Source organism: Pseudomonas sp. CHM02 (assembly GCF_000612585.1).
Classification (GTDB): Bacteria; Pseudomonadota; Gammaproteobacteria; order Pseudomonadales; family Pseudomonadaceae; genus Aquipseudomonas.
Genome location: NZ_JFCA01000019.1, coordinates 21,503 through 36,257, shown reverse-complemented (window position 1 = coordinate 36,257; position 14,755 = coordinate 21,503). Strand labels below are relative to the sequence as shown.

The window sequence follows — 14,755 nt, the reverse complement described above, 5'->3', positions numbered from 1 at the left end:
CAAGCCAGCTCCTACGGGGAGGTTACGGTTTGACGCTGACTTTGGAGAAATCCTGGCGCCCGAACGGGCTCACCTGGTAGCCCTCGATGTTCTTGCGGGCCAGGGCAAACGCCGTCGGGTGCGCAAGTGGCAGCCACAGCGCCTGCTGCTGGATCTGCGCCTGGGCCTGCTGATACAGCTTGCTGCGCACCCCTTGCTCGCTGGTGGTCTTGCCGGCGCTGATCAGCTTGTCCAGCGCCGGGTCGCAGTAGCGGGCGAAGTTGGTACCGGATTTCACCGCCGCGCATGAGAACTGCGGGGTCAGGAAGTTATCCGGGTCGCCGTTGTCGCCGGCCCAGCCCATGAACAACAGGTCGTGCTCGCCGGCTTTGGCGCGGCGAATCAGCTCGCCCCATTCGATCACGCGGATCTCGGCCTGGATGCCGACCTTGGCCAGGTCCGCCTGCAGCAGTTGTGCGCCGAGGTTCGGGTTGGGGTTCAGCAGGCTGCCGGTAGGGCGGGTCCAGATGGTGGTCTTGAAGCCGTCCTTGAGCCCTGCACGGTCGAGCAGTGCCTTGGCCTTGGCAAGGTCCTGTGGATAACCGGGCAGGTCCTTGGCGTAGCTCCAGGTATTGGGCGGGTAAGGGCCGTTGGCGGCTTCGGCGGTGCCTTCAAATACGGCCTTGAGGTAGCTGCCCTTGTCGAACGCCAGGTTGATCGCCTGGCGCACTTCCGGCTTGTCCAGGGGCGGGTGCTGGCTGTTGATGGCCACGAAGGCGGTCATGAACGCAGCGGTTTTTTCCACCTTGAGTGCCGGGTCCTTTTCGGCCTCGCCCACGTCCAGCGGCTTGGGCGACAGGGCAATCTGGCATTCGTCGCGATGCAGTTTCTGCAGGCGCACGTTGGCGTCCGGGGTGATGGCGAAGATCAAGTTATCCACAGGCGGTTTGCCGGCGAAGTAGTCCGGGTTGGCCTTGTAGCGCACCACGGCATCTTTCTGGAAGCGGCTGAAGATGAACGGCCCGGTGCCGATCGGCTGGCTGTTGAGTTTTTCCGGTGTGCCGGCCTTGAGCAGTTTGTCGGCGTATTCCGCCGGGTAGATCGAGGCGAAGCCCATGCTCAGGGCGGCGAGGAAGGTGGAGTCGGCGTGATCCAGGGTGAAGCGCACGGTCAGCGGGTCGAGGGCGTCGATTTTCTTCACCAGCGTCGGCAGTTGCAGCGACTGCGCGTGGGGGAAGCCGCTCTGCGCGATCTTGTGCCATGGGTTCGCGGGGTCGAGCATGCGCTCGAAGCTGAAGCGCACATCTTCGGCGGTCAGGGTGCGGCTTGGCGTGAAGTACTCGGTGCGATGGAATTTCACATCCGGGTGCAGCTTGAAGGTATAGGTCAGGCCATCCGGCGAGACTTCCCAGCTGTCCGCCAGGCTCGGCACCAGTTTGCCGTCGGCCGCATCGTATTCCACCAGGCGATTCATCAGCACGTCGGCCGAAGCGTTGGTGGTGGTCAGCGAGTTGTATTGCACCACATCGAACCCTTCTGGGCTGGCCTCGGTGCAGACGCTCAGGTTGCTGGCGGCAGAGGCCAGCGGGGCGATAAATAGAGGGGCTAGCAATAGCGGTAGGGCAGCGAGGCGCATGTTCGGTTTCCTTTGCAGATCGAAGGCCCATCTGCGAGTGCAGTCTGGAAAAGTCCTACCGTAGTGGTCTGATAGGTAAATGACTAGCCCATTTTTGCCTGTGCTTTTGCGCGAAATGCTGTTTTGATGGCACCTCAGCGCGTTTTGTCGTGCACTTCACCGTGCCCGCGAGCGCTGTAAATCATTCTGTGCGACGAGCGGTCGGCTGTGACAGCGGCCCCTCCTGGCAACGGTTCAGGCGTCTGCCGCCAAGATTTACGCCAGTAAAAACACGCGGGCTGTTGTTGCACTGGGGTCTTTCTGGTATAAAGCAGCGCTCTTTTCTAGGGGCCCGGTTCCTTCGCTTGTAGGTGTAGCCGGTAAGACCCTAAAGAAACGCGGCGCCTGGCGCCAAATGACTGAGAGATTAAGCGGCCAACCCATGCCGGGTTGGGCATGTGGTTTTAGAGGGCTGAGGCATGTCGAGAGTCTGTCAAGTTACCGGTAAGGGTCCGGTGACTGGGAATAACATTTCCCACGCAAATAACAAAACCCGTCGTCGTTTCCTGCCGAACCTGCAGCATCACCGCTTCTGGGTTGAAGAAGAGAAACGTTTCGTCCGTCTGCGCGTATCTGCCAAAGGCATGCGCATCATCGACAAGCGTGGCATCACTGTCGTGCTGGCTGAATTGCGCCGCGCTGGCACAATCTAAGGAGCTATATCATGCGTGAATTGATTCGAATGATCTCTAGCGCCGGTACTGGTCACTTCTACACTACCGACAAGAACAAGCGTACTACCCCGGACAAGCTCGAAAAGAAAATGTTCGACCCGCGCGTTCGCAAGCACGTGATCTACAAAGAAGGCAAAATCAAGTAATTGATTTTCCTCCTTGTGAAAAAAAGCCCGTATCTCACGATCCGGGCTTTTTTTTGCCTGCGATTTGGCTGATCAGGCTTTCTGTTCGAACACCACGTAGATCTTGCGGCAAGGCTCCAGCACTTCCCAGGTGCCGCTGAAGCCGGCGGGGATCACGAAACGGTCACCGGCGCGTAAGGTCTTGGCGTTACCGTCGGCATCACGCAGTACGGACACACCCTGCACGATCTCGCAGTACTCATGCTCGGTGTAGTTGACCTTCCACTGCCCGACCTCGCCTTCCCACACGCCGGCACTCATCTGTCCGCACGGGCTGTTGTAGTGGTTGTAGATCGTTTGCTCGGGATCGCCCTTGAGGATTTTTTCGGCGGCGGGGCGGTAGCGGTCTGGGGCGGTGCTGGCTTGGCTGAAGTCGACGATGTCCTGGATGCTCATGTGCGTGTCCCGTCTGGCCTGGGGTTGGAGAGCCCAAAGTCTATGTTTATTAAAATGAACATCGCAAGGGCGTTTGCCGGGGTTATGTCAAATATATTGAAACATCCCCAGTCGCTGGTTTAGGGTGGCAGCTGCCTTGAGCCGAACAGCTGGCTGGCCGGGCAAGAATTCTTTGAGGCTGCCGGGGGACATCGCCCGGGCCTTGTATTCAATAAGAGGAGGACACTCGCATGACCACCCTGACCCGTGCCGACTGGGAACAACGCGCCAAGGATCTGAAGATCGAAGGCCGTGCCTATATCAATGGCGAGTACACCGCCGCCGTATCCGGTGACACCTTCGAATGCATCAGTCCGGTTGATGGTCGCCTGCTGGCCACCGTTGCCAGCTGTGACGCCGCCGACGCCCAGCGCGCCGTAGAAAACGCCCGCGCCACGTTCAATTCCGGCGTGTGGTCGCGCCTGGCGCCGGCCAAACGCAAATCCGCCATGATCCGTTTCGCCGCGTTGCTCAAGGCCAATGCCGAAGAGCTGGCGCTGCTGGAAACGCTGGACATGGGCAAGCCGATCAGCGACTCCCTGAACATCGACGTCCCCGGCGCGGCGAATGCCCTGAGCTGGAGCGGCGAGGCCATCGACAAAATCTACGACGAAGTCGCCGCTACGCCGCACGACCAACTGGGCCTTGTGACCCGCGAGCCGGTGGGCGTTGTCGGTGCCATCGTGCCGTGGAACTTCCCGCTGATGATGGCCTGCTGGAAGCTCGGTCCGGCGCTGTCCACCGGTAACTCGGTGATCCTCAAGCCGTCCGAAAAATCCCCGTTGACCGCCATTCGTATCGCGGCCCTCGCCGTTGAAGCCGGTATTCCAAAAGGCGTGTTCAACGTGCTGCCGGGCTACGGCCACACCGTCGGCAATGCGCTGGCGCTGCACATGGACGTCGACACCCTGGTGTTCACCGGTTCCACCAAGATCGCCAAGCAACTGTTGATCCGCTCCGGCGAATCGAACATGAAGCGTGTATGGCTGGAAGCGGGCGGCAAGAGCCCGAACATCGTGTTTGCCGATGCGCCGGACCTGCAAGCCGCTGCCGAATCTGCAGCCAGCGCCATTGCTTTCAACCAGGGTGAGGTCTGCACCGCAGGTTCCCGCCTGCTGGTGGAGCGCTCCATCAAGGATAAATTCCTGCCGTTGGTGATCGAGGCCCTCAAGGGCTGGAAACCCGGCAACCCGCTGGACCCGGCCACCACCGTGGGTGCGCTGGTGGACACCCAGCAGATGAACACCGTGCTCTCCTACATCGAAGCTGGCCATGCCGATGGCGCCAAGTTGGTCGCGGGTGGCAAGCGCACCCTGGAAGAAACCGGCGGCACCTACGTCGAGCCGACGATTTTCGACGGTGTGACCAACGCGATGAAGATCGCCCAGGAAGAGATCTTCGGCCCAGTCCTGTCGGTGATCACCTTCGACAGCGCCGAGGAAGCGGTCGCCATCGCCAACGACACCCAGTACGGCCTGGCCGCGGCGGTGTGGACGGCGGATATCTCCAAGGCGCACCTGACGGCCAAAGCCCTGCGCGCCGGTAGCGTGTGGGTCAACCAGTACGACGGCGGCGACATGACCGCGCCGTTTGGTGGCTTCAAGCAATCGGGTAACGGTCGCGACAAGTCGCTGCATGCGTTCGACAAGTACACTGAACTGAAGGCGACCTGGATCAAGCTCTAAGCAACACCGCAGATCCCCTGTAGGAGCGAGCTTGTGTGGGAGCTGGCTTGCCTGCGATAGCATCACCGAGGTGTGCCTGACACGCCGAGGTGCCTGCATCGCGGGCAAGCCCGACTCCCACACAAGCCCGCTCCTACAGTTCGTTTTGCAAACCCGAAAAATTATCCACAGGAGCGTGGAAATGCGTTGGGCGACTTATTTCGCCGTCCTGGCTTCGGTGCTCAGCGTCGGCCTGGCGCTGGGCGTCAGCATGCCGCTGGTGTCCCTGCGCCTCGAAAACTGGGGCTACGGCAGTTTCGCCATCGGTGTGATGGCGGCGATGCCGGCCTTTGGTGTGCTGCTCGGCGCGAAGATTTCCAGTCGCCTGGCGTCGCTGCTCGGTACCGCCAACCTCATGCGCTTGTGCCTGTGGGCGGGTGCGGTGTCCATCGGCTTGCTGGCGATCCTGCCCAGCTACCCGGTGTGGCTGGTGTTGCGGCTGATGATCGGCGTGATCCTCACCATCGTGTTTATCCTCGGCGAAAGCTGGATCAACCAGTTGGTGGTGGAGCAGTGGCGCGGCCGGCTGGTGGCGCTGTACGGCTGCAGTTATGCCTTGAGCCAGCTGTCGGGCCCGTTGCTGTTGGGTCTGATCGGTACCGACCACGACTATGGTTTCTGGGTGGGCACAGGCCTGCTGATGGTGGCGCCGCTGTTGCTGCTGGGGCGCTCCGGCGCACCGAGCGCCGAGTCCTTTAGTGTGACCTTTGCGCAGCTGTGGACCTTCTGCCTGAGCCTGCCCGCGATTGCCTGGGCGGTAGCGTTGTTCGCGGCATTCGAGGCGATGATCCTCACATTGCTGCCGGTGTACTGCCTCCAGCAAGGGTTTACGGCCGAGATTGCCCTGGCCATGGTCAGCACGGTGGTGGTGGGCGATGCGCTGCTGCAACTGCCCATCGGTGCATTGGCGGACTACCTGCCGCGACGCACGTTGTTCCTGAGTTGTGCGGTGCTGTTGCTGGCTTCCAGCCTGGCGATTCCGTTGTTGATGCACACGCTGTTGATCTGGCCGATGTGGGTGGTGTTTGGCGCGAGTGCCGGGGGCTTGTTCACGCTGTCGTTGATCCTGATCGGCGAGCGTTACCGCGACGATGCTTTGGTGCGCGCCAATGCCCATGTGGCGCAATTGTGGGGGATCGGTTGTCTGATCGGCCCGTTGGTAGCCGGTGCTGGCAGCCAGTGGATCAGCGGGCATGCACTGCCGTTGCTGATGGCGGCCGGAGCGCTGGGCCTGGTGCTGTTGTTGCTGCGCCAGGGTGCATTCGGCGCAGCACAGCCGGCCTGACCTGAAATGCATTCCCTGTAGGCACTGGCTTGCCAGTGATGGCGGTGTGTCAGCCAGCGAATTGATCAACTGAAACGCCGCCATCGCCGGCAAGCCGGCGCCTACAGTTGATCTGTGTCGTTTTTAGAGCATGCGCTCCAGGCCGACCGAGGTGGCGAACCAGGCATTGAACCGTCGCCACCAACTGCCCGGCTCGCGCGTCAGGGTGTGCAGCTGGCCGTTATCTTCGGTCACCCACACCACTTGGCCATCCTGCAGTTTCGCCTCATAGCTCAACGCTGGCGCCATACCTTGCAGGGCCAGGTTGCGTACGTGTTCTGCCAGCTCCGGGCTGTCGACCAGCACACCGACTTCGGTGTTCCACAGCACCGAGCGTGGGTCGAAGTTGAACGAGCCGATAAACGACTTCTCCCGGTCAAAGATCATCGCCTTGCTGTGCAGGCTGGAGTCCGAGCCGCGGAAGGTGCCGCGCCGAAACAGGTGCGGCCCGCTGCCTGCGCTGGGGTCGCCTGGCTGGCGGCGCAATTCGTAGAGTTTCACCCCGTGTTCCAGCAGTGCCTTGCGATAGGGCGCATAACCGCCGTGCACGGCAGGCACATCGGTGGCCTCCAGAGAGTTGGTCAGCAGGCTGACCGACACACCTGCATCGGCGCGCCCGGTCAGGTACACCAGCCCCGGTTGCCCCGGCACGAAGTAGGCCGAGATCATCATCAGTTCGTGATTGACCCCTTCCAATTCCGGCGCCAGTTGGGTCGTGAGCAGCAATCGAGGGTCCGGGTCGGCCTTGGCCAACACCTTGCTCGGCGCATCCCACAGCGCCTGGTTCCAGGCCCAGATCAGCTCGCGGCGCCAGGTGTCCATGCGCGGTTGGGTCTGGTAGGTGCGCAAGCGGTTGTACAGCACGTGGTTCTGCTGGCGCGATTCGGCCAGCGATGCTTCCAGGCGCACGCGCGCAGCGGCCAGGTCGCCTCTGGACGGCGTATTGGAGACGAAGTCATCGATGGGCTTGCTCAGGGCACTGTTCCAGTACTGGTCGAAACTGTGACCGAGCTGCTCGGCCACCGGCCCCACGCTGAGCATGTCGATGTCGGTGAAGTTCAGGTTGGGCTCGGCGTCGAAATATTCGTCCCCCAGGTTGCGCCCGCCGACGATGGCCGCGCTGTTGTCCGCCAACCACAGCTTGTTGTGCATGCGCCGATGTTGCAGCGACAGGTTGAACAGCCGCCCCATGGCCCGCGTCACGCCGGTGCTGCGGCCCAAGTGCAGAGGGTTGAACAGGCGGATCTCGATCCGGGGATGGGCGGCGAGGGTGGCGATGATCTGGTCGAGGCCGTCGCTGGTGGTGTCATCCAGCAGGATGCGCACCCGCACGCCACGGTCGGCAGCCTTGAGCAGTTCGTCCACGAGCATTCGGGTGCTGATGCCGTCGTGCACGATGTAGTACTGCAGGTCGAGGCTGGTCTGCGCGTTGCGGATCAGTTCGGCGCGGGCCATGAACGCTTCGCTGCTGTTGGGCAGCAAGCGAAAGCCCGAACGCCCCTGATACGGCGCGGCCTGGGCCTGGATCGAGCGGCCGAACGACGACTGTGCGGCGGGCAGCGCGTCGCTCGGGATACGCGGTGTGCTCACGGTGGCGCAGCCGCCCAGGGCCAGGGCTCCCGACAGGAAAAACGGTAATAGCCGTTGAATCATCAAGGGAGTTGCTTCCAGATCAGGGCGGTTGTCGGCATATGACGGCAATTTTTCGCGAAAGGTCAGTCGGCGGTCTCTGCGAGCATCTTGATTGCGGCGGCCCCGACCTTGCGCACGGCTTCTTCAATCTGTGCGGTTGGCTTGGCAGCGTAGTTCATGCGCAGGCAGTTCCGGTATTTGCCCGACGCAGAAAAGATGCTGCCTACCGCTACCTGTACACCTTGTTCAATCAGGACGCGGTTGAGCTTGAGCGTATCGAAGCCTTCGGGCAGTTCGACCCACAGCATGAAGCTGCCCTGGGGCCGGCTGGCGCGGGTGCCTGCCGGGAAGTAGCGGCTGACCCAATCGAGCATCAAGTCGCGATTGCGCTGGTATTGCGTGCGCATCCGCCGCAAATGGGGTTCGAAGTGGCCGCCCTTGAGGAATTCGGCAATCGCGATCTGCGGCTGCGTGGCGGTAGAGCCGGTGCTGATGTATTTCATGTGCAGCACCCGTTCCAGGTAGCGACCAGGCGCCACCCAGCCGATGCGCAAGCCGGGCGCCAGGGTTTTCGAGAACGAACTGCACAGCAATACACGGCCGTCTTCGTCGAACGATTTGATGGTGCGCGGGCGCGGGTAGCTGTAGGCCAATTCGCCGTACACATCGTCTTCGATGATCGCCACATCAAAGCGCTGGGCCAGGGTCAGCAATGCGCGCTTGCGGGCCTCCGGCATGATGTAGCCCAGGGGATTGTTGCAGTTGGGGGTCAGTTGGATGACCTTGATCGGCCACTGTTCCAGCGCCAGTTCCAAGGCTTCGAGACTGATACCGGTGATCGGGTCGGTAGGGATTTCCAGGGCTTTCATGCCCAGGCCCTTGAGGGTCTGCATGGCGCCGTGGAAGCTGGGCGAGTCCACCGCGACGATATCACCGGGTTCGCAAATGGCATGGATACTCGCCGACAGCGCCTCATGGCAGCCGGTGGTGATCACGATGTCTTCGGCGGTCAGTTGGCAGCCAGAATCCAATGACAGACGCGCAATCTGCTCACGCAATTCCATACAGCCGAGGATATTGTCGTAGTACAGGCCTGGCAGGTCCTGGCGGCGACTCACGCGGGCCAGGCTACGCAGCAACGGCTTCATGGTGGGGGACAATACATCCGGCATGCCACGACCCATCTGTATGACATCTTTGCGCGGCACTGCACGTATCAACTCCAGCACCTGATCCCACTGGGATATTTCTACCGGGCGTTGGGCTGGACGGCCGACCTCGGGCAGCGCCGGCAACTCACGGCTGACCGGCACGAAGTAGCCGGATTTCGGCTTGGGCATCGCCAGGCCATGGTCTTCCAGCAAGCGATAGGCCTGCTGCACGGTACTCAAGCTGACCCCGTGTTCCACGCTCAAGGCCCGTACAGAGGGGAGGCGATCGCCGGGGCGATAGAAGCCCTGTTCGATGCGCGTGCCCAGCAACTCGGCGAGATTCATGTAAAGAGTCATGGCGGTCGCTCCCGTGGGACCAGTACAGATGAGGGGAAAATACAGGATTCAGCCACCCACGGGCAGTATCTGTATGGATTTAATAACGATTGGTTGAATCTGTCATGGTTTTGGTCGAGCGCCCATGCTTGTCACTCAAGGCAATAATGCAAACGAGGGGCAGCAAAATGAACGGCATGAGCGATGTGCGGCTGACGTTACACAGTCAGGAATTGGAGGCTGAACAGGCGCAGGCGACAGCACCGCGCAATATCAGCCGCTGGCATCTGTTCTGGCAGCGTCGTCACACGCGCAAGACGTTATTGCACCTGACCCGCGAGCAACTGCGCGATGTCGGGCTGACTGCCGAACAGGCGCGCCAGGAAGGGCTGAAACCGTTCTGGCGCGATTGATCACACCAGCTCTTTGAGGCGGTGCCAGAGCATCCCCAGCGCCAGCAGCGGCGAGCGCAAGTGCTTGCCACCAGGGAAGGTGATGTGCGGCACCTGGGCGAACAGGTCGAAGCGCCCCTGTTGCTGACCACTGATGGCTTCGGCCAGCAGCTTGCCCGCCAGGTGTGTGGCGTTCAGGCCATGGCCGGCGTAGGCCTGGGCGTAATACACGTTGGGTTGGTCGGCCAGGCGACCAATCTGTGGCAAGCGGTTGGCACCGATGCCGATCATGCCACCCCATTGGTAGTCGATCTTCACATCCGCCAGCTGCGGGAACACCTGCAACATCTTCGGACGCATGTAGGCGCCAATGTCCTTGGGGTCGCGACCGGAATAGTGGCAGGCACCGCCGAACAGCAGGCGGCGGTCGGCCGACAGTCGGAAGTAGTCAACCGTGACGCGCTGGTCGCACACCGCCATGTTCTGCGGCAGCAGGTTGGCGGCCCGGGCTTCGCTCAGCGGCTCGGTGGCGATGATGTAGCTGCCGGCGGGCAGCACTTTGCCGCTCAAATGTGGGTTGAGGCCATTGAGGTAGGCATTGCAGGCCAGTACCAGGGTCTTGGCGCGTACGTTGCCCTTGGCGGTGTGCACGTTGACCTCGGCGCCGTAGTCGATGCGCGTGACTTCGGACTGTTCGAACAGCTTCACGCCCGATTGCTGCGCGGCGGCGGCCTCGCCGAGGGCGAGGTTCAGCGGGTGCAAGTGGCCGGAGCCCATGTCGATCATGCCGCCCACGTAACGCGAGGAACCGATCACGCTGCCCATTTCGCTCGCGTGCAACAGGCGTACTTCATGGCGATAGCCGAGGCTGCGCAATTCTTCGGCGTCTTCGGCCAGGCCTTGCAGGTCACGGGGTTTGTTGGCGAGGTCGCAATAACCCCACGTCAGGTCGCAGGGGATCTGGAAGCGCTCGACGCGTTCACGCACAATCTCCACGGCCTCCAGGCCCATCAGCTTCATCTGGCGTACACCGTCGGTGCCGATCACATGGGTGAACTGGTCCAGGCCATGGCCGACGCCACGAATCAACTGGCCGCCGTTACGTCCGCTGGCGCCCCAGGCGATCTTGCGCGCTTCCAGCAACACCACGCTGAAACCACGTTCGGCCAGCTCCAATGCCGTGTTCAGCCCGGAAAAGCCGCCGCCGACCACGCACACATCCGCCGTCATTTCTCCCGTCAACACCGGGTAATCGGGTTGCGGCACGCTGCTGGCGGCGTAGTAGGAAGTGGTGTGCCGGGCGCTGGCAGTCATGGGGAGCATCCCTGTTTGGAAAATTTGACGCAGGATACAGCGGTCGGAGGAAGCTGTCTGCGCAGGGTGTTTTGCGTCAGAATCCACGCCTGATCACCGTTCGGTATGTGTCTCGATGAGTTGCAACAGTCAGAAAATCAGCGCATTGCGCAGGCAGATTCCTTCGTTCGAGTGCGTCCCCGGTTGCCACGATTGCTGTGGGCCGGTGACCACCTCGCCCGAAGAAATGTCGCGCCTGCCGCGCAAAACCGCTGCCGAGCAGGACGCGGCCATGGATGAACTGAACTGCGTACACCTGGGGCCGAACGGCTGCACGGTGTATGACGAACGCCCGCTGATCTGCCGGCTGTTCGGCACCACCAAGACGCTGCCATGCCCCAATGGGCGGCGGCCGGTGGAGCTGATTCACCCACGGGTGGAGAAACAGATCCACGAATACATGGCCAGTACCCGGCAGGTCCTGGTCTGACACCATCAACCTCCTGCCGGGATTGGCTTCAGTCCGGGATCGGCAGGTTCAGGCTCTCCTTCACCTCTTCCATCACGATATAGCTCTTGGATTCCCGCACATGGGGCAGTTTGAGCAGGATGTCGCCGAGCAATTTGCGGTACGACGCCATCTCGGAAATCCGCGCCTTCACCAAGTAGTCGAAGTCGCCCGACACCAAGTGGCACTCCAGCACATGGGGCAGTTTCAACACCGCACGGCGGAATTCCTCGAAGGTGTCGCCGGATTTGTAATCGAGGCTGATCTCGACAAATACCAGCAAGCTGCCCTTCAAATGCTGGGGATTGAGCCGCGCGTTGTAGCCCATGATGATCCCTTCACGCTCCAGCCGGCGGACCCGTTCGGTGCACGGCGTGGTCGACAGCCCGACCTTCTCCCCCAATTCCGTGAACGAGATACGCCCGTCGGTTTGCAGGATGCGCAGGATGTTGCGGTCGATCTTGTCCAGCTCCCGCTTGGTCTGGGTGTTGGTACGCATAGGGGATACGCCTCTGTGAAAAGGGTTTTTGCCGAGAATTGTCGCCAAATATAGGCAGTTATATAGTGAAATGCACTGGCGATTGCTTTTTATACTGCGCACATCATTGCTCGAACAACACACGTCAGCGGCCATGCCCGCGATGAGGATATAAAAATGCGCGTTCTGGTCTTGGGTAGCGGCGTCATTGGTGTGACCAGTGCCTACTATTTGGCTCGGGCCGGCTTTGAAGTCGTCGTAGTCGACCGTCAGCCTGCTGCTGCCATGGAAACCAGTTTCGCCAACGCCGGCCAGGTGTCCCCAGGCTATGCCTCGCCATGGGCCGCACCAGGCGTGCCGCTCAAGGCCATCAAGTGGCTGCTGCAACGCCACGCGCCGTTGGCGATCAAGGCCACCGCCGACATCGACCAATACCTGTGGATGGCGCAGATGCTGCGCAACTGCACGGCCAGCCGCTATGCGGTGAACAAGGAGCGCATGGTGCGCCTGTCCGAGTACAGCCGTGACTGTCTCGACGAACTGCGCGCGGAGACCGGCATTGCCTACGAAGGCCGCAGCCTCGGCACCACCCAACTGTTCCGCACCCAGGCACAACTCGATGGCGCCGCCAAGGACATCGCGGTGTTGAAGGAATCCGGCGTGCCGTTCGAGCTGCTCGATCGCGTCGGTATTGCCCGGGTTGAGCCGGCCCTGGCCAGCGTCACCGATATCCTCGCCGGTGCCCTGCGCCTGCCCAACGACCAGACCGGTGACTGCCAGATGTTCACCACGCGCCTGGCCGACATGTGCAAGCAGTTGGGCGTGGAGTTCCGCTTCGAACAGGACATCCAGCGCCTCGACTACGCCGGTGACCGCATCAATGGCGTGTGGATCGACGGCAAGCTGGAAACCGCCGACCGCTACGTGCTGGCCCTCGGGAGCTACTCGCCGAAGTTGCTCAAGCCGCTGGGGATCAAGGCGCCGGTGTACCCGCTCAAGGGTTACTCGCTGACCGTGCCGATCACCAACGCGGCGATGGCGCCGACGTCGACCATTCTCGACGAGACCTACAAGGTCGCGATCACCCGTTTCGACAACCGTATCCGCGTCGGTGGCATGGCTGAAATAGCCGGTTTTGACCTGTCGCTGAACCCGCGCCGGCGCGAAACCCTGGAGATGATCGTCAACGACCTTTATCCTCAGGGCGGCGATTTGACCGAAGCCAGTTTCTGGACCGGCTTGCGCCCGACCACACCCGACGGCACGCCGATTGTCGGTGCCACCCCGTTCAAGAACCTGTTCCTGAATACCGGCCATGGCACCCTCGGTTGGACCATGGCCTGTGGTTCCGGTCGCTTGCTGGCTGACCTGATGGCGAAGAAAACGCCGCAGATCAGCGCCGCAGGCCTCGATATTTCCCGTTATGGCAACCACCAGGAGTCCGCAGAACATGTCAATCCAGCGCCAGCTCACCAATGAGCGCATGAGCCAGATCGTTGTCCACAGCGGTACCGTGTATCTGGCCGGGCAAGTCGGCGACGACATGAACGCCGGGATTGAACAGCAGACCCGTGAAACCCTGGCCAATATCGAGCGTTTGCTGGACCTGGCCGGCACCGACAAGACCAAATTGCTGTCGGTGACGATCTACCTGAAAGACATCGACGCGGATTTCGCCGGCATGAACGCGGTATGGGACAAGTGGCTACCCAAAGGCGTTGCCCCGGCCCGTGCCACGGTTGAAGCCAAGTTATGCGAACCGGAAATCCTGGTAGAGCTGTCCGTCGTAGCGGCGCTGCCTTAAACAACGATCCCTCTCCCGGTGCCGACGTTGTCGGTCGGTGCCGGTTTTTTTCACTTTGCCGTCTAGAAGCCTGCCGCCATGCGTCCTGCCCGTGCCCTGATCGACCTCCAAGCCCTGCGCCACAACTACCAATTGGCCCGTGAAGTCACCGGGGCCAAGGCCCTTGCCGTGGTCAAGGCCGATGCCTACGGCCATGGCGCCGTGCGCGTGGCCCAGGCGCTGGAAGCCGAGGCGGATGGGTTTGCAGTGGCCTGCATCGAAGAGGCACTGGAACTGCGCGCCGCCGGGATTCGCGCGCCGGTGTTGCTGCTGGAAGGGTTTTTCGAGGCCGACGAACTGCCGTTGATCATCGAGCATGATTTCTGGTGCGTGGTGCATTCGCTGTGGCAGTTGGAAGCCATCGAACAGGCTGCCTTGAGCACGCCGCTGACCATCTGGCTCAAGCTCGATTCCGGCATGCACCGCGTCGGCCTGCACCCCAAGGATTATCACGAGGCTTACCAGCGCCTGCTGGCCAGCGGCAAAGTGGCCAAGATCGTGCTGATGAGCCATTTTGCCCGCGCCGATGAACTTGATTGCGTGCGCAGTAATGAACAGGTGGCGGTGTTCGAGGCGGCGCGGCAGGGCTTGTCGGCCGAAGTCAGCCTGCGCAACTCGCCCTCGGTGATGGGCTGGCCCAGCGTGTCCAGCGATTGGGTGCGCCCGGGCATCATGCTCTATGGTGCTACGCCCTTTGGCGAAGAGCAGGCCGTGGCCTCGCGTCTGCAGCCGGTCATGACCCTGGAGTCCAAGGTAATCTGCGTGCGTGAATTGCCAGCTGGTGAGCCGGTGGGCTACGGCGCCAAGTTCATCACGCCAAAACCCATGCGCATCGGCGTAGTTGCCATGGGCTATGCCGATGGTTACCCGCGCCACGCGCCGACGGGCACACCGGTGCTGGTGGCCGGACAACGCAGTCAGTTGCTGGGGCGTGTGTCCATGGACATGCTGTGCATCGACCTGACGGACGTGCCTCAGGCTGGCCTCGGTTCCACGGTAGAGCTGTGGGGCAAAAACATCCTCGCCAGTGACGTCGCAGTCGCCGCCGAAACCATTCCCTATCAGCTGTTCTGCAACCTGCGTCGCGTGCCAAGGCTCTATTCCGGGGCCTGATCGCTCGATACGA

15 protein-coding genes are annotated in these 14,755 nt (G+C 61.8%); 9 read left to right on the top strand and 6 right to left on the bottom strand.

Features of this window, described 5'->3' with window-relative positions:
* Positions 1–22 precede the first annotated feature (22 nt).
* Positions 23–1,615, bottom strand: a complete 1,593-nt coding sequence (locus BM70_RS0112620; RefSeq protein WP_025856349.1) for an ABC transporter substrate-binding protein — start codon at positions 1,613–1,615, stop codon at positions 23–25.
* A 458-nt stretch (positions 1,616–2,073) separates the two neighbouring features.
* Here BM70_RS0112620 and rpmB point away from each other — a divergent pair, with 458 nt between their 5' ends.
* Together rpmB and rpmG are read left to right on the top strand one after the other, a co-directional pair.
* Entirely contained in the window at positions 2,074–2,307 is a 234-nt protein-coding gene (gene rpmB, locus BM70_RS0112615; RefSeq protein WP_010207494.1) for a 50S ribosomal protein L28, read from the top strand.
* 11 nt (positions 2,308–2,318) lie between these two features.
* Positions 2,319–2,474 carry a 50S ribosomal protein L33 gene (gene rpmG / locus BM70_RS0112610; protein WP_003176906.1) on the top strand — a complete coding sequence of 52 codons (156 nt, stop codon included), beginning with the start codon at positions 2,319–2,321 and terminating at the stop codon, positions 2,472–2,474.
* 72 nt (positions 2,475–2,546) lie between these two features.
* On the opposite strand, the gene BM70_RS0112605 is transcribed toward rpmG, so the two are convergent.
* Positions 2,547–2,909: a cupin domain-containing protein gene (locus tag BM70_RS0112605; RefSeq protein WP_015886527.1), complete on the bottom strand. Its 363-nt coding sequence runs from the start codon at positions 2,907–2,909 to the stop codon at positions 2,547–2,549.
* Between the two features lie 230 nt (positions 2,910–3,139).
* Between BM70_RS0112605 and BM70_RS0112600 the strand changes: the two genes are divergently transcribed.
* On the top strand, positions 3,140–4,633 hold the full coding sequence (locus BM70_RS0112600; RefSeq protein ID WP_025856348.1) for an aldehyde dehydrogenase: 1,494 nt from the start codon (positions 3,140–3,142) through the stop codon (positions 4,631–4,633).
* Between the two features lie 181 nt (positions 4,634–4,814).
* Positions 4,815–5,957: an MFS transporter gene (locus BM70_RS0112595; RefSeq protein ID WP_025856347.1), complete on the top strand. Its 1,143-nt coding sequence runs from the start codon at positions 4,815–4,817 to the stop codon at positions 5,955–5,957.
* 123 nt (positions 5,958–6,080) lie between these two features.
* Here BM70_RS0112595 and BM70_RS0112590 read toward each other — a convergent pair whose 3' ends face one another.
* Entirely contained in the window at positions 6,081–7,649 is a 1,569-nt protein-coding gene (locus BM70_RS0112590) for a phospholipase D family protein (RefSeq protein ID WP_043274235.1), read from the bottom strand.
* 62 nt (positions 7,650–7,711) lie between these two features.
* Positions 7,712–9,136: a PLP-dependent aminotransferase family protein gene (locus tag BM70_RS0112585; protein WP_025856345.1), complete on the bottom strand. Its 1,425-nt coding sequence runs from the start codon at positions 9,134–9,136 to the stop codon at positions 7,712–7,714.
* Positions 9,137–9,303: 167 nt separating this feature from the next.
* On the opposite strand from BM70_RS0112585, the gene BM70_RS0112580 reads away from it, so the two are divergent.
* Positions 9,304–9,528, top strand: a complete 225-nt coding sequence (locus BM70_RS0112580; RefSeq protein ID WP_025856344.1) for a DUF1127 domain-containing protein — start codon at positions 9,304–9,306, stop codon at positions 9,526–9,528.
* Here BM70_RS0112580 and BM70_RS0112575 read toward each other — a convergent pair whose 3' ends face one another.
* Positions 9,529–10,821 carry an FAD-binding oxidoreductase gene (locus BM70_RS0112575; RefSeq protein ID WP_025856343.1) on the bottom strand — a complete coding sequence of 431 codons (1,293 nt, stop codon included), beginning with the start codon at positions 10,819–10,821 and terminating at the stop codon, positions 9,529–9,531.
* A gap of 115 nt (positions 10,822–10,936) precedes the next feature.
* On the opposite strand from BM70_RS0112575, the gene BM70_RS0112570 reads away from it, so the two are divergent.
* On the top strand, positions 10,937–11,290 hold the full coding sequence (locus BM70_RS0112570) for a YkgJ family cysteine cluster protein (protein ID WP_016975913.1): 354 nt from the start codon (positions 10,937–10,939) through the stop codon (positions 11,288–11,290).
* A 28-nt stretch (positions 11,291–11,318) separates the two neighbouring features.
* Here the strand turns inward: BM70_RS0112570 and BM70_RS0112565 are convergent, their stop codons facing one another.
* Positions 11,319–11,807, bottom strand: coding sequence for an Lrp/AsnC ligand binding domain-containing protein (locus BM70_RS0112565; RefSeq protein WP_003176896.1), 489 nt, complete (start codon positions 11,805–11,807; stop codon positions 11,319–11,321).
* A gap of 156 nt (positions 11,808–11,963) precedes the next feature.
* Here BM70_RS0112565 and dadA point away from each other — a divergent pair, with 156 nt between their 5' ends.
* The 3 genes from dadA (at position 11,964) to alr (ending at position 14,742) form a co-directional block, all read left to right on the top strand.
* On the top strand, positions 11,964–13,265 hold the full coding sequence (dadA, locus tag BM70_RS0112560) for a D-amino acid dehydrogenase (RefSeq protein ID WP_025856342.1): 1,302 nt from the start codon (positions 11,964–11,966) through the stop codon (positions 13,263–13,265).
* Entirely contained in the window at positions 13,237–13,590 is a 354-nt protein-coding gene (locus BM70_RS0112555; protein ID WP_017135862.1) for a RidA family protein, read from the top strand. Before dadA ends, BM70_RS0112555 begins: the two co-directional genes overlap by 29 nt.
* A gap of 78 nt (positions 13,591–13,668) precedes the next feature.
* A complete protein-coding gene (alr, locus tag BM70_RS0112550; protein ID WP_025856341.1) occupies positions 13,669–14,742 on the top strand; it encodes an alanine racemase in 1,074 nt (357 codons plus the stop codon).
* The last annotated feature ends 13 nt before the right edge of the window (positions 14,743–14,755 follow it).